This window comes from Hydrogenophaga sp. (assembly GCF_025699295.1).
Lineage (GTDB): Bacteria > Pseudomonadota > Gammaproteobacteria > Burkholderiales > Burkholderiaceae_C > Hydrogenophaga.
In genome coordinates this window covers 151,149-167,016 of the sequence record NZ_JAILWB010000010.1, presented here as the reverse complement: position 1 = coordinate 167,016, position 15,868 = coordinate 151,149, and the positions used below count along the sequence as shown (strand labels likewise).

The following is a 15,868-nucleotide window of genomic DNA, read 5'->3' as shown; positions in this document are numbered from 1 at the left end:
GATGCCACAATGCCCTTCGGACACGAACCCATGCAAACCCCCTACGAACTCATCCTCGGCTGGCGCTACACGCGCGCCGGCCGCGCCACCCGGCGCAACGGTTTCATCTCCTTCATCTCGGGCGTGTCCATGCTGGGCATCGCGCTCGGCGTGGCCGCGCTCATCATCGTGCTCTCGGTCATGAACGGCTTCCAGAAGGAAGTGCGCGACCGCATGCTGGGCGTGCTCTCGCACATCGAGGTGTTCGAGCCGAACGGGCAGGCGATCCCCAACCTGGCGGACACGCTGGCGCGCATCGAACGCCACCCGGAAGTGGTGGGCGCCGCGCCTTTCGTAGGGGCGCAGGCGCTGATCGCGCGCGGCGAGGACATGAAGGGCGCGCTGGTGCGTGGCATCGATCCTGCACAGGAGCCCAAGGTCACGGATCTCGCGGCCGAGCTGGCCGACACCCTGCTGCCGCGCCTGGTGCCGGGCGAGTTCGGCGTCATCCTGGGCGGCGACCTTGCGCGCAGCCTGGGCGTGATCGCGGGCGACAGCGTCACGCTGATCGCACCCAGCGGCCAGGTCACGCCGGCCGGCGTGGTGCCGCGCATCCGCCAGATGACGGTGGTGGGCACCTTCAACTCCGGCCACTTCGAATACGACTCGGCGCTGGCCTTGCTGCATGCGGATGACGCCGCGCGCATCTTCCGTGTGGAAGGCCCCACCGGCGTGCGCGTGAAGATCCGGGACCTGCATCAGGCTCGCGAGGTGGCGGTGTCGATCGCCAGTGATCTCGACCCCGGCCTGCTGGTGCGCGACTGGACGCGCCAGAACCGCACCTGGTTCGCGGCGGTGCAGCTCGAGAAACGCATGATGTTCATCATCCTCACGCTGATCGTGGCGGTGGCCGCTTTCAACCTCGTCTCCACGCTCGTGATGACGGTGACCGACAAGCGTGCCGACATCGCCATCCTGCGCACCCTGGGTGCCAGCCCGCAGAGCATCATGGGTGTCTTCATGGTGCAGGGCGCGATGGTGGGCATCATCGGCACCGGCGCGGGATTGCTGCTCGGTTTGGGCGTGGCCTTCAACATCGACACCCTGGTGCCCGCGCTCGAACGCCTGCTGGGCGCGAGCTTCCTGCCGCAGGACATCTACCTCATCAGCCGCATGCCCAGCGACCCGCAGCAGACCGACATCGTGCCGGTGGCCGTGATCTCGCTGGTGCTGGCATTCCTGGCCACGATCTACCCGAGCTGGCGCGCCAGCCGCGTGAACCCCGCTGAGGCTTTGCGCTATGAGTGAAATCCAGAATCCCGTTCGCCCTGAGCCTGTCGAAGGGCTCACAAGGGCTTCGACAGGCTCAGCCCGAACGGACGTGGTGTTGAGCGCCACCGGCCTCACCAAACGTTTCCACGAAGGCCGGCTTGACGTCACCGTGCTCACCGGCGTGAATCTGACTGTGCGCGCGGGCGAGACCGTGGCCGTCGTCGGCGCTTCGGGCTCTGGCAAGAGCACGCTGCTGCACCTGCTCGGCGGGCTGGACGCCCCCACCAGCGGCAGCGTGCAGCTCATGGGGCAATCCATGTCGGGCCTGAGCGCCACGCAGCAGGGCGGGCTGCGCAACCGGCACCTCGGTTTTGTCTACCAGTTCCACCACCTGCTTCCTGAATTCAGCGCGCGCGACAACGTGGCCATGCCGCTGTGGATCCGCCGCCTGCCGCGCGCCGAAGCGGCGGTGGGGGCCGAGCGGATGCTGGGGCGCGTCGGCCTCGGTGAGCGCCTGCACCACCGGCCGGCCGAGCTCTCGGGCGGCGAGCGCCAGCGTGTGGCGATCGCGCGCGCGCTGGTCACGCAGCCGGCCTGCGTGCTGGCCGACGAACCCACCGGCAATCTGGACCGCAGCACCGCCGAAGGCGTGTTCCAGCTCATGCTGGAACTCGCGCGCGACCAAGGGACGGCCTTCGTCGTCGTCACGCACGACGAGGCACTGGCCGCGCGCTGCGGCCGCGTGCTGCGGCTGACGACGGGCGTGCTGACCTGAGGCGATCCGCCGCCGGGCCGCTCCCAGGGCGGATCAGGGTTTTGTTCGCGTGAAGCGCAGCGGCTTGTCCTGGTCCTGCACGTGCATGAGCATCGTCTTGCCCTGCACCTCCAGGCGCTGCGCCTTCTGCAGCGCCGCCATGTAGCGCGCTTCCTGCTCGCTCACGGCCTCGGCGCAGGCCATGCGCGTGCCGCCCATCTGGCCCAGCGAGATGCGGTCCTGCATCAGCGTGTAGGTTCCGAAGAAGCGGTTGCACGAGCCGTTGCCCGCCACGCGCCCGGCCTCGGGAAAGGCCAGCGTGGCCTGCACGTGGTCGAGCACGCCGCGCCCGCCCAGCTCTTCAAGCCGCCATTCGCTGCCCACCAGCGGCGCGGGGGCGGGAGCACCCGGCATGGCACAGGCGGTGAGCGCCATCAGCGCGGGGGCGGCGAGCCAGCGAAGGCAGGCGCTGGACGAGGAAGGCTTCGATGCCATGGTGGAATCCTTCGGGTTGGGACCGGTGGGAGCGGGGTTGCGCTTGTCGGCACAATGTGCCGTTATACCGCCATGTGGATCGACACACACTGCCATCTGGACGCACCCGAGTTCGGTGCCGATCACGCGCTCACGTTCACGCTGCGCGAGCGCGCGGCCGCGGCGGGCGTGGGCCTGTGCGTGATCCCGGCGGTGGAGCGGTCCAACTTCGACACCGTGCGTGCCCTTGCGCACCGCACCGGCGACGCCTACGCGCTGGGCATCCACCCGCTGTGCGTGCCGAACGCGCAGGACGACGACCTGGCCGCGCTGGACGCCGCGCTCACCGCCCACCGCGACGACCCGCGCCTGGTGGCCGTGGGTGAGATCGGGCTGGATTTTTTCGTGCCCGCGCTGTGCACGACCGCGATACGCGAGCGCCAGGCCTTCTTCTACCGCGCGCAGTTGCGTCTGGCGCGCCAGCATGGCCTGCCCGTGATCGTGCATGTGCGGCGCAGTGCCGACCAGTTGCTCAAGCACCTGCGCGAGCTGCCCACCGGCTCAGGTATTGCGCACGCCTTCAATGGCAGCGAACAGCAGGCGCAGGCCTTTGTTGACATGGGCTTCAAGCTGGGCTTCGGTGGAGCCTGCACCTTCGAGCCTGCGCGGCAGTTGCGCAGGCTCGCGGCCGAGCTGCCGATGTCGGCGCTGGTGCTGGAGACCGACGCGCCCGACATCCCGCCGCAGTGGCTTTATGTGACGGCGGCCGAGCGCGCGGCGGGTCGGGCGCAAGGCGTCAACAGCCCGGCCGAGCTGCCGCGCATTGGTGCGGTGGTGGCGGCGCTGCGCGGCATGGCGGTTGCTGAACTGCAGGCCGCCACGACCGCCAATGCCCTGCAGGCACTGCCCCGGCTGGCGGCCCTGGAGCTCGCGCCGTGAGCCGCCTGCAAGGCCTCGCGCCGGTGCTGAGTGCGGACACGCGGGTGCTGGTGCTGGGCAGTTTCCCGGGGGCGGCCTCGTTGCGCGCGCAGCAGTACTACGGCCACCCGCAGAACCATTTCTGGAAGATCCTCGGCGCCCTGTGGGCGCTTCCCTTGCCGTCGATGAGCTACCCCGAGCGGGTGGAGGCCCTGCAGACCCACGGGTTGGGCGTGTGGGATGTGTATGGGGCCTGCGAGCGCGAAGGCAGTCTGGACGTGGACATCCAGAACGCCGAGCTCAATGATTTTTCGGTGGTGCGCTGGCACTGTCCGAAACTGGGCGCGATCGCGCACAACGGCGGCGAGAGCTTTCGGCACGCGCGGCACACCGAGAAGCTGGGCGTGCCGGTCTACAAGCTGCCGTCCACGAGTCCCGCGAACGCGAGCTGGCGTTTCGATCGCAAGCTGTCGGCCTGGGCCGAGGTGTTGCGCCGACATGGCGTGGCCTGACACTGCCGGGTCCGGCCCTTGCCATGGCGCGGACGCAGAGGCCCCGGTGTGTTGATAATGGCCTGCCCCAACACGCCCCCCTCGCATGCCGCATCCGATGCCTTCCCTTTATATTGCCCGTTGCAAGAGGCTGCCGTCTTCCTTCCCGGCCCCGTGGGGGCCTGGCAGGCAGCAAGCCGTCGCGGTGGCGAGCGCATGAAGGCCGGTGCCAATGCCGCCGCCCGGCAACGCCGCGCGGTGCAGACCCTTCCCGAAGTGACCATCTCCGAGGACAGCGAGGTGCGCTTCCTGCACCTGGGAACCGAGTGGATCCAGGGCTCGATGCTGCTGGATGCACCGTTCGACATCGAGCTCGACTACGTGCAGCGCATGATGGCCTGGCTGCTGTTCGTCGATCCCGATTCGGTCGGCAAGCGCCGCGCCCTGCAGCTCGGCCTGGGCTCGGCCGCGCTCACCAAGTTCTGTTTCAAGAAGCTGCGCATGGACACCACTGCGATCGAGATCAACCCGCAGGTGCTCGCGGTGTGCCGCCAGTGGTTCAAGCTGCCGCCGGACGGGCCGCGCCTGCGCGTGCTGCTGGCCGACGCAGGCGAGGAAATCCGCCGCGCCGGGCATGCGGGCGCCTACGACGCGCTGCAGGTCGATCTGTACGACCACGAGGCTGCTGCGCCCGTGCTCGACAGCCCCGACTTCTATGCCGACTGCCGCAACGCCCTCACCGACGACGGCTGCCTGACCGTCAACCTGTTCGGCCGCGACGCCAGCTACGACCGTTCGCTGCAAAGCATCTGCGCCGCCTTCGGCACCGACGCCGTCTGGGCTTTCAAGCCGACGCGTGAAGGCAACACCGTGGTGCTGGCCCAACGCACTGCCGAGCGCGTGACGCGCATGGCCCTGCTGTCGCGCGCCGAAACGGTGCAGGCGCGCTGGGGTTTACCCGCCGAGAAGTGGTTGCGCCTGTTCAAGGCGGTATCCTGATCGCCGCATGAAGACCTCCACCCCGCAGAAACCCGCCGCCATGCACGTCGAGGGCCCGCTGGACTGGCGCACGCTGGTGGGCTGGTTGCGCGAGGACGGCGTGATCTCGCCCGAGGAGGCCGAGCGCACCACCGCGCGCTGCGCGTCCGCGCACAGCGCGCAGCACCCGCTGCAGCGCCTCTCGGTGGTGGGCATGTCGCGCGCGGCCGACCAGCACCTGCTCGACGTCGAAGCGCTCACGCAGTGGCTGGCCCAGCGCAGTGGCCTGGAGTACATGCGCATCGACCCGCTCAAGGTCGACGTGGGCAAGGTGGCCGACGTGATGAGCGCGGCCTACGCCGAGCGCCACAAGGTGCTGCCGGTGCTGGTGAGCCCGGCCGAGGTGGTGGTGGCCACGGCCGAACCCTTCATCCGCGACTGGGTGCCCGAGGTGGAGCGCCAGACGCGTCGCACCGTGCGCCTGGTGCTGGCCAGCCCGCAGGCCATCAGCAGCTTCACCGGCGAATTCTTCGCGCTGGCCAAGTCGGTGCGCGCGGCCAGCAAGAGCGGCGGGCAGGGCGGCTTCGGCAGCTTCGAGCAACTGGTGGAGCTGGGCAAGGCCAACAAGCAGCTCGATGCCAACGACCAGGGCGTGGTGCAGGTGGTGGACTGGCTCTGGCAGTACGCGTTCGACCAGCGCGCCAGCGACATCCACCTGGAGCCGCGGCGCGAACAGGGCGTGATCCGCTTCCGCATCGACGGCGTGCTGCACCCGGTCTACCAGATGCCCATCGGCGTGATGAACGCGATGACCGCGCGCATCAAGCTGCTGGGCCGCATGGACGTGGTCGAACGCCGCCGGCCGCAGGACGGGCGCATCAAGACGCTGCGACCGGGCGTCGGAGGCGCGCGCGGCGACGAGGTGGAGATGCGCCTGTCCACGCTGCCGACGGCCTTCGGCGAAAAACTGGTCATGCGCATCTTCGACCCCGAGTCGACGGTGAAGGACCTCAGCGCGCTGGGCTTCGCCGCGCACGACGCGCAGCGCTGGGAAGGCCTCACAAAGCAGCCACATGGCATCGTGCTGGTGACCGGCCCCACCGGTTCGGGCAAGACCACCACGCTGTACGCCACGCTCAAGCGCCTGGCCACCGAGGAGGTGAACGTGAGCACGGTGGAGGACCCGATCGAGATGATCGAGCCGGCCTTCAACCAGACGCAGGTGCAGCCGCACCTGGACCTCGATTTCGCGCAGGGCCTGCGCTCGCTGATGCGGCAGGACCCGGACATCATCATGGTCGGCGAGGTGCGCGATCTCGCCACCGCCGAGATGGCGGTGCAGGCCGCGCTCACCGGGCATCTGGTTTTCACCACGCTGCACACCAACGACGCGCCCTCGGCCATCATGCGTTTGATGGAACTGGGCATCCCGCCCTATCTGATCAACGCCACGGTGCTGGGCGTGCTGGCGCAGCGCCTGGTGCGCACGCTGTGCCCGGCCTGCCGCAAACCGCAGGACAAGGACGAGGCCGCCGCCTCGCGCGCGACGCTGACCGAGCTGGTCAGGCCCTGGCAGGTCAGCGGCAGCTACCGGCCCTACCAGCCGGTGGGTTGTGTCGATTGCCGCATGACCGGGTTTCGCGGTCGCATGGGCCTGTACGAACTGCTCACGGTGACCGAGGCTTTCAAGGACAAGGTCAGCCGCGAACCGGTGCTCGATGCGCTGCGCAGGCAGGCCGTGCAGGACGGCATGCGCCCGCTGCGCCTGGGTGGCGCGGCGCGCGTGGCCGAGGGCCAGACCACCATGGACGAGGTGCTGGCCTGCACCCCGCCCGTGCAGTGAGCCGACGACGAGGTCGCACCGGCCCATGATCAAGAACCTGCAGGACTTCCTCGCCGGACTGGTGTTCCTCGGACTGGGTACCGGGTTCGTCTGGGCGGCCTCGGGCCATGCCCTGGGCTCCGCGCGCGACATGGGGCCGGGTTATGTGCCGCTGCTGCTCGGCCTGTTGCTGGGGCTGCTGGGCGCGCTCATCCTGTTCAAGGCACTGACCTTCGAGGCACTGGGTCAGGGGCGCGTCGCGCACTGGGGTTCTGGTCCGATGGCGCGCGTGCTCGCCGGCCTGCTGTGGCTGGCCTTTTGCAGCGGGCCCGCGCAGTGGCCGTGGGTGGGCGACGGCCTGGCGGGCTGGCCCGTGCCGGGCCTGGTGGTTGGCGTGGTGGGGCTGGTGCTGGCGGTGTTGTCCGTGGATGCCGGCACGTCCTCCGATCACGGGCGCTTGTGGCTGTGGTCGCTCGGGCTGGCGGCCGCTGTGTGTGTGGTGTGGGTCGGCCTGCTGGGGTTGACCGTTCCCCTGTGGCCTGCCTGGCCCGCAGGACGCTGAGCGCACCGGGGGCGGGCAGGCATGGACATCACCTGGTGGGACGCACTGATCACGGGCATGACAGCTGTCTGGGGCTGGCAGGCCCTGGGCCTGATCGCGCTCGGCGTGGCGGTGGGCAGCGTCTTCGGCGTGCTGCCCGGACTCGGGCCGGTCGCCGCGATCGCACTGCTGTTGCCGGCCACGCTGGGCCTGCCCGCATTGCCCGCGCTGCTGGTGCTCGCCGGGGTGTACTACGGCGCGCAGTACGGCGGTTCGCTGCCCGCCATCGTGCTCGATCAGCCCGGCGAGGCCTCGTCGGTGATGACCAGTCATGACGGGCACCCACTGGCGTTGCAGGGGCGTGCCGGCGCGGCACTGGTCACGGCCACGCTGAGTTCCTTTCTGGCCGGTTGCCTGGCGATCGGGGCCGTGATCCTGCTCGCGCCATGGATGGTTTCGGCAGGCATGCAGTTCGGCGCGTCTGAGCGCTTTCTCGTGCTGGTCGTGGGCCTGGTGGGGGCTACGGTGCTGGCCTCGGGTTCCTTTCTCAAGGCGCTGGCGATGACGGTGCTCGGCCTGCTGCTGGGCCTGGTGGGCTGGGATGCGCAGACCGGGTCTGTGCGCTTTGTGCCGGTGGGACTGGAGCCCTGGATGGGCCACCGCCAGGGCTTGACCGATGGCGTGGGCTTCATCGCGCTGGCGCTGGGCTTTTTCGTGGTGGCGCCGGTGGCGGCGGAGCTGGCCGGGCTGTCTACCCACGCGCGGACCAGGCCGCTGCCGGAAGGCGCATCCGCCCACCCGAGGGCTGCTGCCAACGGCATGGACACGCGGCCCACGCGCGGCGAGCTGCGCGACGCCTTGCCCGCGCTGCTGCGTGGCACCGGCCTGGGCGCGGCGCTGGGTGTGGTGCCGGGTGGTGGCGCGCTGCTCGCCTCGCTGGCGGCGTACCGCCTGGAAGTGGTGGTCTCGCGGCAGCGGGTGCCCGCGCTCGGGCAGGGCAACCTGCGCGGCGTGGTCGCGCCCGAAGCCGCCAACAACGCTGGTGCCCAGACCGCCTACCTCCCCATGCTGGCGCTGGGTGTGCCGCCCAACACCGTGATGGCCCTGTTGCTGGGCGCTCTGGGGCTGCACGCGATCGAGCCGGGGCCGTCGGTGATGGAACTGCAGCCGACCGTGTTCTGGGGTTTGCTGGTGTCCATGTGGGTGGGCAATCTGTTCCTGCTGGCGCTCAACCTGCCGCTGGCCCGCTGGTGGGCGCCCGCGTTGCTGCATGTGCTGCGCGTGCCGCGCCGTGCGCTGCTGGCGGCCTTGCTGGTGGCCGCTGGCCTGGGCGCGCTCGCACTGGGGCCGCACGGCTGGGGGGTGTGGCTGGTGATGGGCCTGGGGCTGCTGGGTTTCGTGCTGCAGCGCCTGGGCTGCGAGGGCGTGGCCCTGCTGCTCGGCTACGTGCTCGCGCCCGGTATCGAGGAGCATCTGCGCCGCGCCCTGCAGCTCTCGCGGGGCGACTGGTTCGTGTTTCTCGAGCGCCCGGTGTCGGCCCTGCTGCTGATGGTGGCCATCGGGCTGTTGCTGGTGGTGGTGCTGCAGCCCAGAAGGCGTGCGTCTCGTTGACGCAGCCTGCCGTCGCGAAATGTGAAGCCCCGCGCCGCCCCGGGCCCTTCGCACCGCCCGGATAATCGTCGCGATGTCCGCCGAGTCCGCATCCCACCCCACGCCCCACCTCGTCACCGGCCTGCTGCTTGCCAGCGCGGGCTCCATCGCTTTCAGCGGCAAGGCCATCATCGTCAAGCTCGCCTACCGGTATGGCGTGGACGCGGTCACACTCATCATGTACCGCATGCTGTTCGCGCTGCCGCTGTTCCTGGCGCTGGCGTGGTGGGCCAGCCACCGGCCCGGCGGTGAGAAGCCCTCGCCCCTGACGCGGCGCGACTGGCTGGGCGTGCTGGGCCTGGGCTTCACGGGCTACTACCTCGCGAGCTTTCTCGACTTCTGGGGCCTGCAGTTCGTCAGTGCCAGCCTGGAGCGGCTGGTCCTCTATCTCAACCCCACACTGGTGCTGGTGCTGGGCTGGGTGATCTACCGGCGCCGCATCACGGGACTGCAGGCGCTGGCGATGGCGGTGAGCTACGCCGGCGTGCTGCTGGTGTTCGGGCACGAGGTCGGCCAGCAGGGGCCGGATGCGGCGCTGGGTACGGCGCTGGTGTTCGGCAGCGCGGTCAGCTACGCGGTCTACCTCGTCTACAGCGGCGAGCTGGTCAAACGCCTGGGTTCGATGCGCCTGGTGGGCCTGGCCACCAGCGTGGCCTGCCTGCTGTGCCTTTTGCAGTTCGTGCTGCTGCGGCCCATGGGCGCGGCGGTGGTGGCGCCCGAGGTGATCTGGCTCTCGCTGCTCAATGCCACGCTGTGCACTTTCGCGCCGGTGGTGATGGTGATGATGGCGATCGAGCGTATCGGCGCCGGCCTGGCTGCGCAGACGGGCATGATTGGCCCGATGTCCACCATCGTCATGGGCGTGCTCATCCTCGACGAGCCGTTCAACCGCTGGATCGTCGCGGGCACCGTGCTCGTGCTGGGCGGCGTGTTCCTGGTCACGCGCTTTGGTGGCGCGTCAACGCGCAAATAGTTTTCTGGAGAAACACATGGATCTGGGTATCAAGGGCAAATGGGCGCTGGTGTGCGGCGCGAGCAAGGGCCTCGGGCTGGGCTGCGCGCAGGCACTGGTGGCCGAAGGTGTGAACGTGGTGCTGGTGGCGCGCGGCGCGCGCGACCTGGAGGCCGCCGTGGCCGATCTGCGCGCGGCGTCGCCCGGCGTGGCTGTGCTGGGCGTGGCGGCCGACATCACCACGCCGGAGGGCCGGGCGGCGGCGCTGTCGGTGGCGAACGGTCCGGGCACGGCGTTCGACATCGTGGTCAACAACGCTGGAGGCCCGCCGCCGGGCGACTTCCGCGCCTGGGACCGCGAGGTCTGGATCAAGGCGCTGGATGCCAACATGCTCACCCCGATCGAGCTCATCAAGGCCACGGTGGACGGCATGGCGCAGCGGGGCTTCGGCCGCATCGTCAACATCACCTCGGGCGCGGTGAAGGCGCCGATGGAGGTGCTGGGTCTGTCCAATGGCGCGCGCAGTGGCCTCACCGGCTTTGTCGCCGGCGTGGCGCGCAGCCCGGTCGCGGCGCAGGGCGTGACGATCAACAACCTCCTGCCCGGCGCCTTCGAGACCGACCGTCTCAAGACCACCCTGGCTGGACTGGCGCAGAAGAGCGGGCAGTCGGCGGAGGCCATCGCGGAGAACCGCCGCAAGGGCATCCCCGCCCGGCGCTTTGGCAATCCGCAGGAGTTCGGCGCTGTCTGCGCTTTCCTCTGCAGCGTGCAGGCTGGCTACATCACCGGCCAGAACGTGCTGGCCGACGGTGGTGCCTACCCAGGTACCTTCTAGGAACGGCGCGACGACACCAGGATGCCGCCGACGATCAGCACGAAGCTGACCGCGTGGTACAGGCGTGGCGGCTCGCGCAGCAGCGTGGCCGACAGCACGGCAGCGAACAACGGGGTGAGGTTGTTGAAGATGGCGGCAATGGGCGGCCCCACACGACCCACCGCCGCACCCCAGCAGCGGTAGGCCACCAGCGAAGGCCCCACGGCCACGTAGACCAGCGCGGCGGCCAGCGGCCAGCCCCACTGGATATGGCCTTCCCCGGGCAGCGCTGCCGGCAGCGTCAGCCATTCGCCCGCGGCGAACAGACCCGACCAGCCCAGACCCATGACCATCTGCGCGAGCAGGAAGGCGGCCCAGTCGGCCTTGATGGCGGCGGGTTCGCTGCCTGGTCGGGGACGCGCCAGCAGCCAGCTGTACCAGGCCCACAGCAAGGAGGCCAGCAGGATCCAGCCGTCGCCCGCCACCAGCCGCACCGAGAGCAAGTCGTCGATCTGGCCGCGTGTGAGCACCACCGCCACGCCGGTGAGCGAGAGGGCCGCGCCGAGCGCGGCGCGTCGCGAGATCGGTACGCCGTGCAGCACCCGCCCGAGCAACAGCATCCACACCGGCATGCTCGCGGCTACCAGCGTCACGTTCACCGGGGTGGAGGTTTTGAGCGCGAGGTATTGCAGCGCGTTGTAACAACCCACACCCAGCAGGCCGAGCAGCGCGAAGCGCCGCCAGTGTGGCCACAGCGGGCTGCCCGGGCGCAGCACCCATCCCGCCAGCGGCAGCAGCAACACAAAGGCCAGCCCCCAGCGCAGGAAGTTCAGCGTGATCGGCGGCACCACGCCCTGCATGGCACGGCCCACGACGGCGTTGCCCGCCCACAGCAGCGGCGGAAGGACCAGCAGTAGCAGGGTGGTGGGCGTGAGGCGGTTGCTGGCGTGCTGGGGCATGGCCCGCACTGTAGCGCTGCGACCATGTCCGGCCGGGGCATGGGGGTGATGCGGTCTCGCGTGGGTGTGGTGGACGTTTCGTGGCAGCATGGCCGCTTTTCACCCCGAGGAGACCCGAGATGAGTGAACAGACCAGCCGCGCCGTGCGCATCCATGCCAACGGCGGCCCCGAGCAACTGGTGATCGACACCGTGAGCGTGGGCGACCCCGGGCCGGGGCAGATCCGCATCCGGCACCACGCCGTGGGCCTGAACTTCATCGACGTCTACCAGCGCACCGGCCTGTATCCGTTTCCCATGCCGCTGGCGCTGGGCATGGAGGGCGCGGGCGTGATCGAGGCGGTGGGCGAAGGCGTGACGCACCTCCAGGCCGGGGATCGGGCGGCCTACGCAGCCAACCCGCCCGGCAGCTATTGCGACGTGCGCGTGATGCCCGCCATGAACGTTTGCAAACTGCCCGACGCGATCGACTTCGAGACCGGCGCGGCCATGATGCTCAAGGGTTTGACCGCGCAGTACCTGCTCAAGCGCTGCAAGCCGGTGGAGGGGCTGGAAGCGGGTGACTTCGTGCTGTTCCACGCCGCCGCCGGTGGCGTGGGCCTGATCGCCTGCCAGTGGGCGAAGGCGCTCGGCCTGCGCTTGATCGGCACGGCGGGGTCGGACGAGAAGTGCGCGCTGGCGCGCGCGCACGGCGCCGAGTTCACCATCAATTACCGCAACGAAGATTTCGCCGCGCGCGTCAAGGACATCACCAACGGCCAGGGCGTCAAGGTGGTCTACGACTCGGTGGGCAAGGACACCTTCGACAAGTCGCTCGACTGCCTGCGCCCTTTCGGTCTCATGGCCAGTTTCGGCAATGCCTCGGGCCCGGTGGCACCGTTCGCGCCCGGCATCCTCGGCCCGAAGGGCTCGCTGTATGTGACGCGCCAGACGCTGTTCACCCACATCACCAGCCGCGAGCGCACCCAGGCCATGGCCGACGACCTGTTCGCGGTGGTGGAGGGTGGCCAGGTAAAGATCCGCATCGACCAGCGCTTTGCACTCACCGACGTGCGCAAGGCGCATGAAAGCCTGGAGGCGCGCTCGACCACGGGTTGCACTGTTTTGCTGCCCTGAGTCCTTGTGCCTGCTTGGTGGGATACCCAGTGCTCCAAGGCCGCGAGCACCAAGGTAATCCAACCTATGAAAGCAAGCACGCCTGCGATCGGGGTGCAATGGCGTTCTGCGCAGCGAAATCAAGGAGGAGGGGCCGAAGGCCCCGGGGGACATTCGCGGAGCAGAGCGCCATTGCGCCCCGATCCCGCGAGGTCATGGCGAGCAATCAGGCAGGCAGTGCCTGCTTGGGAGCCACTTCAGCCAGCGCCCGCGCCAGATGCTGCAGCGTGCCGGGCACATCGTGCCACTTGTCCAGACCGAACAGGCCGATGCGGAAGGTCTTGAAGTCCGGGCCTTCGTCGCACTGCAGGGGCACGCCGGCGGCGGTCTGCAGGCCCTGGGCCAGAAACTTCCTGCTCGACTGGATGTCCGGGTCGGTCGTATAGCTCACCACCACGCCAGGGGCCTGGAAACCCTTCGCGGCCACGCTGGGGAAACCGTGGCGCTCCAGCAAGGCACGCACCTGCGCGCCAAGGTCGATCTGTTCCTTTCGCACGCGCTCGCAGCCATAGGCCTCGGTTTCCTTCATGGTCTCGCGCAGGCGCGTGAGGGCGTCGGTCGGCAGGGTCGAGTGGTACGCGTGGCCGCCGCCTTCGTAGGTCTCCATGATCTGCAGCCACTTCTTCAGGTCCATCGCAAAGGTGGTGCTCTGCGTGGCGTCGATGGCGGCGCGGGCGCGCTCACTGAGCATGACCATGGCGCAGCAGGGCGAGCTGCTCCAGCCCTTCTGTGGCGCGCTGATGAGGATGTCCACGCCGGTGGCCTGCATGTCCACCCAGATGGCACCCGAGGCAATGCAGTCGAGCACGAACAGGCCGCCCACGGCGTGCACCGCGTCGGCCACGGCCTTGAGGTAGTCGTCGGGCAGCATCATGCCGGCCGCGGTTTCCACATGGGGCGCGAACACCAGCGCGGGTTTCTCGCGCGCGATGGTGGCCACCACCTCGTCGATCGGCGCGGGGGCCCAGGCGGCCTGCGCGCCTTCGCCCACGCGCCGTGCCTTCATCACGGTGTGGCTGGCGGGGATGCTGCCCATCTCGAAGATCTGCGTCCAGCGGTAGCTGAACCAGCCGTTGCGGATCACCAGCACATGTTGGCCGTGGGCGAACTGCCGCGCCACCGATTCCATGCCGAAGGTGCCACTGCCGGGCACCAGCACCGCCGAATGCGCACCGTAGACGCGCTTGAGCATGGCCGAGATGTCGGTCATCACGCCCTGGAAGCGCCGGGACATGTGGTTGAGCGCGCGGTCGGTGTAGACCACCGAAAACTCGAGCAGGCCATCGGGGTCGACGTGGGGCAGCAGTCCGGGCATGGGTGTCTCCTGAAGCGGGTCGCGAAAAGGCGGAGGGTCAGCGTAGCACAGCGTTTGCGCGCCTGCAGCGGGGCGGGCATCGCGCCGGCGCGCGGTTCAGAAACGGCTGGCGTTGGGGGGCGGCTCGCGCAGCCGGCTGGGAGCGAGCACACCCGCGTTGTCCAGGATCGGGTAGGCGATCGAACAGATGTGCGAGTTGATGCGCTTGAGGTCGCTGATGAGGTCCAGGTGCAGCGCGCTGGTGTCGATGCTCTGCGGGCTCATGTCCGAGAGTCGGTCGAGGTGGGTGGCGGCGTACTCGCGCTCCATGTCGCGAAAGCGCACCTTCTCCTCCACCAGGCGCTGCGCGTCGCGCACGTTGCCGTTGAGGAACACGCTCATGCCCAGGCGCAGGTTGTCGATCAGGCGCGCATGCAGCTCGACGATTTCCGCCATGCCGGCCTCGGAAAAGTCGCGGCCCTTGCGGATCTTCTTCTCCTCCACGTCGAGCAGCACGCGCTCGACCGTGTCGCCGATCTGCTCCATGTTGATCGTGAAGCTGATGATGTCGGTCCAGCGCCGGCCCTCGGACTCGCTGAGCTGCTGACGCGAGATCTTGGTGAGGTAGTACTTGATTGCCGAGTAGAGGCTGTCGACCGTGTCGTCGAGCTTGCGCAGGTCCTGCGCGAGCTTGAGGTCGTTGGTCCGGATCACGGTGACCACGCCGCGCAGCATGGTTTCGACGACGTCGGCCTGGTGCATGGCCTCGCGCGCCGCGCAGGAGATGGCCAGCGAAGGCGTGGCCAGCGCCGAGGGGTCGAGGTGGTTGGGCCGGTCCAGCGGCCCCTTGCCTTCCTTCAGCGGCAGCAACCGGTTCACCAGACCTGCCACCGGTCGCGTCAGGCCGATGAAGACCAGGCCCACCATGATGTTGAAACTGAGGTGGAACAGCACGGTGAGCGTGGCCGGATCTTGCACCAGGGGTTCCATGGCTCGCAGCCACAGCGGGATGAGCCCGATCGCAATGGCCACGCCCAGCACCTTGAACAGCAGGTTGCCCAATGGCACCTGGCGCGTGCTGATGCCGGACCTGGCGGTGGTGATCACCGCCAGCAGGCCACTGCCCAGGTTGGCGCCGAGCACGATGCCCAGGGCCACGTCCAGCCCAACGACCTGCAAGGCGAGCGCCGCGGCCAGCAGCACCACGGCCAGGCTGGAATAGGCCAGCACCGCGAGCGCCGCGCCCACCAGGATTTCCAGCAGGCGGTCGCTGGAGAGCGACTCCAGCATCAGTTGCACCGCGGGGTTGCGCGTGAGCACGCTGGTGGCGCCGGAGATCAGCTGCAGGGCCAGCAGCATCAGGCCCAGGCCGATCAGCACCCGCCCGAAATCCCCCACCGGCGTGCCCTGGCGCGAGATGAACAGCGTCACGCCCAGGAAGATGAACAGGGGTGACAGCCACGAGAGGTCCAGGGAAAACACCACTGCCATCAGGCTGGTGCCGATGTCCGCGCCCAGCATCACGGCCAGGGCCGCGGGCAGCGCGATCAGGCCGCGACCGACGAAGGACGCCGTGATGAGTGCGGTGGCCGTGCTGGACTGCACCAGGGCCGTGACACCCAGACCGGAGAGTGCCGCGGTGAACCGGTTGCCCATGCTGGTGGCAAGCATCTGGCGCAGATTGCTGCCGAAGACGCGCAACACGCCGGTGCGTACGAGGTGGGTGCCCCACACCAGCAGGGCAATGGCGGCCAGGAGATCCAGCAGGTGTTTCATGAGCCTCAAAACTATACGCCCAGCCACAGGCCGGCGCGGG

General features: G+C 69.2%; 15 protein-coding genes. 11 read left to right on the top strand and 4 right to left on the bottom strand.

Annotated features, from left to right (window positions below; translation table 11 throughout):
* The first annotated feature begins 30 nt into the window (after window positions 1-30).
* Window positions 31-1,287: a lipoprotein-releasing ABC transporter permease subunit gene (locus tag K5880_RS12530; protein WP_297652490.1), complete on the top strand. Its 1,257-nt coding sequence runs from the start codon at window positions 31-33 to the stop codon at window positions 1,285-1,287.
* Between the two features lie 73 nt (window positions 1,288-1,360).
* Complete coding sequence (gene lolD / locus K5880_RS12525) at window positions 1,361-2,026, top strand: lipoprotein-releasing ABC transporter ATP-binding protein LolD (RefSeq protein ID WP_297652621.1); 666 nt, start codon at window positions 1,361-1,363, stop codon at window positions 2,024-2,026.
* 33 nt (window positions 2,027-2,059) lie between these two features.
* On the opposite strand, the gene K5880_RS12520 is transcribed toward lolD, so the two are convergent.
* Complete coding sequence (locus K5880_RS12520; RefSeq protein ID WP_297652487.1) at window positions 2,060-2,500, bottom strand: META domain-containing protein; 441 nt, start codon at window positions 2,498-2,500, stop codon at window positions 2,060-2,062.
* Window positions 2,501-2,572: 72 nt separating this feature from the next.
* Here K5880_RS12520 and K5880_RS12515 point away from each other — a divergent pair, with 72 nt between their 5' ends.
* From K5880_RS12515 to K5880_RS12480, 8 genes are all read left to right on the top strand, one after another.
* Window positions 2,573-3,418 (top strand): TatD family hydrolase, encoded by an 846-nt coding sequence (locus tag K5880_RS12515; RefSeq protein ID WP_297652484.1) that lies wholly within the window; start codon window positions 2,573-2,575, stop codon window positions 3,416-3,418.
* Entirely contained in the window at window positions 3,415-3,909 is a 495-nt protein-coding gene (locus tag K5880_RS12510; protein WP_297652481.1) for a DNA-deoxyinosine glycosylase, read from the top strand. The genes K5880_RS12515 and K5880_RS12510 overlap by 4 nt, the downstream gene beginning before the upstream one ends.
* Before the next feature lie 195 nt (window positions 3,910-4,104).
* Complete coding sequence (locus K5880_RS12505; RefSeq protein WP_297652478.1) at window positions 4,105-4,887, top strand: spermidine synthase; 783 nt, start codon at window positions 4,105-4,107, stop codon at window positions 4,885-4,887.
* A gap of 7 nt (window positions 4,888-4,894) precedes the next feature.
* On the top strand, window positions 4,895-6,709 hold the full coding sequence (locus K5880_RS12500; RefSeq protein ID WP_297652475.1) for a GspE/PulE family protein: 1,815 nt from the start codon (window positions 4,895-4,897) through the stop codon (window positions 6,707-6,709).
* Between the two features lie 25 nt (window positions 6,710-6,734).
* Window positions 6,735-7,250 (top strand): tripartite tricarboxylate transporter TctB family protein, encoded by a 516-nt coding sequence (locus tag K5880_RS12495; RefSeq protein ID WP_297652473.1) that lies wholly within the window; start codon window positions 6,735-6,737, stop codon window positions 7,248-7,250.
* Between the two features lie 21 nt (window positions 7,251-7,271).
* The gene (locus K5880_RS12490) at window positions 7,272-8,840 is read left to right on the top strand and encodes a tripartite tricarboxylate transporter permease (RefSeq protein ID WP_297652470.1); all 1,569 of its coding nucleotides are present in this window, start codon (window positions 7,272-7,274) and stop codon (window positions 8,838-8,840) included.
* A gap of 73 nt (window positions 8,841-8,913) precedes the next feature.
* The gene (locus K5880_RS12485) at window positions 8,914-9,852 is read left to right on the top strand and encodes a DMT family transporter (RefSeq protein WP_297652467.1); all 939 of its coding nucleotides are present in this window, start codon (window positions 8,914-8,916) and stop codon (window positions 9,850-9,852) included.
* A 16-nt stretch (window positions 9,853-9,868) separates the two neighbouring features.
* Window positions 9,869-10,666 carry an SDR family oxidoreductase gene (locus K5880_RS12480; RefSeq protein ID WP_297652464.1) on the top strand — a complete coding sequence of 266 codons (798 nt, stop codon included), beginning with the start codon at window positions 9,869-9,871 and terminating at the stop codon, window positions 10,664-10,666.
* Here K5880_RS12480 and K5880_RS12475 read toward each other — a convergent pair.
* Window positions 10,663-11,604: a DMT family transporter gene (locus K5880_RS12475; protein WP_297652462.1), complete on the bottom strand. Its 942-nt coding sequence runs from the start codon at window positions 11,602-11,604 to the stop codon at window positions 10,663-10,665. The two genes, K5880_RS12480 and K5880_RS12475, sit on opposite strands and share 4 nt — an antisense overlap.
* A gap of 119 nt (window positions 11,605-11,723) precedes the next feature.
* Here K5880_RS12475 and K5880_RS12470 point away from each other — a divergent pair, with 119 nt between their 5' ends.
* The gene (locus tag K5880_RS12470; protein WP_297652459.1) at window positions 11,724-12,719 is read left to right on the top strand and encodes a quinone oxidoreductase; all 996 of its coding nucleotides are present in this window, start codon (window positions 11,724-11,726) and stop codon (window positions 12,717-12,719) included.
* 205 nt (window positions 12,720-12,924) lie between these two features.
* Here the strand turns inward: K5880_RS12470 and K5880_RS12465 are convergent, their stop codons facing one another.
* Window positions 12,925-14,073 (bottom strand): aminotransferase class V-fold PLP-dependent enzyme, encoded by a 1,149-nt coding sequence (locus K5880_RS12465; RefSeq protein ID WP_297652456.1) that lies wholly within the window; start codon window positions 14,071-14,073, stop codon window positions 12,925-12,927.
* Between the two features lie 96 nt (window positions 14,074-14,169).
* The gene (locus tag K5880_RS12460) at window positions 14,170-15,828 is read right to left on the bottom strand and encodes a Na/Pi cotransporter family protein (RefSeq protein WP_297652453.1); all 1,659 of its coding nucleotides are present in this window, start codon (window positions 15,826-15,828) and stop codon (window positions 14,170-14,172) included.
* Between the last annotated feature and the right edge of the window lie 40 nt (window positions 15,829-15,868).

Excerpts from the sequence above, each read along its gene's own strand:
- K5880_RS12530 (WP_297652490.1), top strand. The coding sequence starts at position 31 with ATGCAAACCCCCTACGAACTCATCCTCGGCTGGCGCTACACGCGCGCC.
- K5880_RS12520 (WP_297652487.1), bottom strand. The coding sequence starts at position 2,500 with ATGGCATCGAAGCCTTCCTCGTCCAGCGCCTGCCTTCGCTGGCTCGCC.
- K5880_RS12515 (WP_297652484.1), top strand. The coding sequence starts at position 2,573 with ATGTGGATCGACACACACTGCCATCTGGACGCACCCGAGTTCGGTGCC.
- K5880_RS12505 (WP_297652478.1), top strand. The coding sequence starts at position 4,105 with ATGAAGGCCGGTGCCAATGCCGCCGCCCGGCAACGCCGCGCGGTGCAG.
- K5880_RS12500 (WP_297652475.1), top strand. The coding sequence starts at position 4,895 with ATGAAGACCTCCACCCCGCAGAAACCCGCCGCCATGCACGTCGAGGGC.
- K5880_RS12495 (WP_297652473.1), top strand. The coding sequence starts at position 6,735 with ATGATCAAGAACCTGCAGGACTTCCTCGCCGGACTGGTGTTCCTCGGA.
- K5880_RS12490 (WP_297652470.1), top strand. The coding sequence starts at position 7,272 with ATGGACATCACCTGGTGGGACGCACTGATCACGGGCATGACAGCTGTC.
- K5880_RS12485 (WP_297652467.1), top strand. The coding sequence starts at position 8,914 with ATGTCCGCCGAGTCCGCATCCCACCCCACGCCCCACCTCGTCACCGGC.
- K5880_RS12480 (WP_297652464.1), top strand. The coding sequence starts at position 9,869 with ATGGATCTGGGTATCAAGGGCAAATGGGCGCTGGTGTGCGGCGCGAGC.
- K5880_RS12475 (WP_297652462.1), bottom strand. The coding sequence starts at position 11,604 with ATGCCCCAGCACGCCAGCAACCGCCTCACGCCCACCACCCTGCTACTG.
- K5880_RS12470 (WP_297652459.1), top strand. The coding sequence starts at position 11,724 with ATGAGTGAACAGACCAGCCGCGCCGTGCGCATCCATGCCAACGGCGGC.
- K5880_RS12465 (WP_297652456.1), bottom strand. The coding sequence starts at position 14,073 with ATGCCCGGACTGCTGCCCCACGTCGACCCCGATGGCCTGCTCGAGTTT.
- K5880_RS12460 (WP_297652453.1), bottom strand. The coding sequence starts at position 15,828 with ATGAAACACCTGCTGGATCTCCTGGCCGCCATTGCCCTGCTGGTGTGG.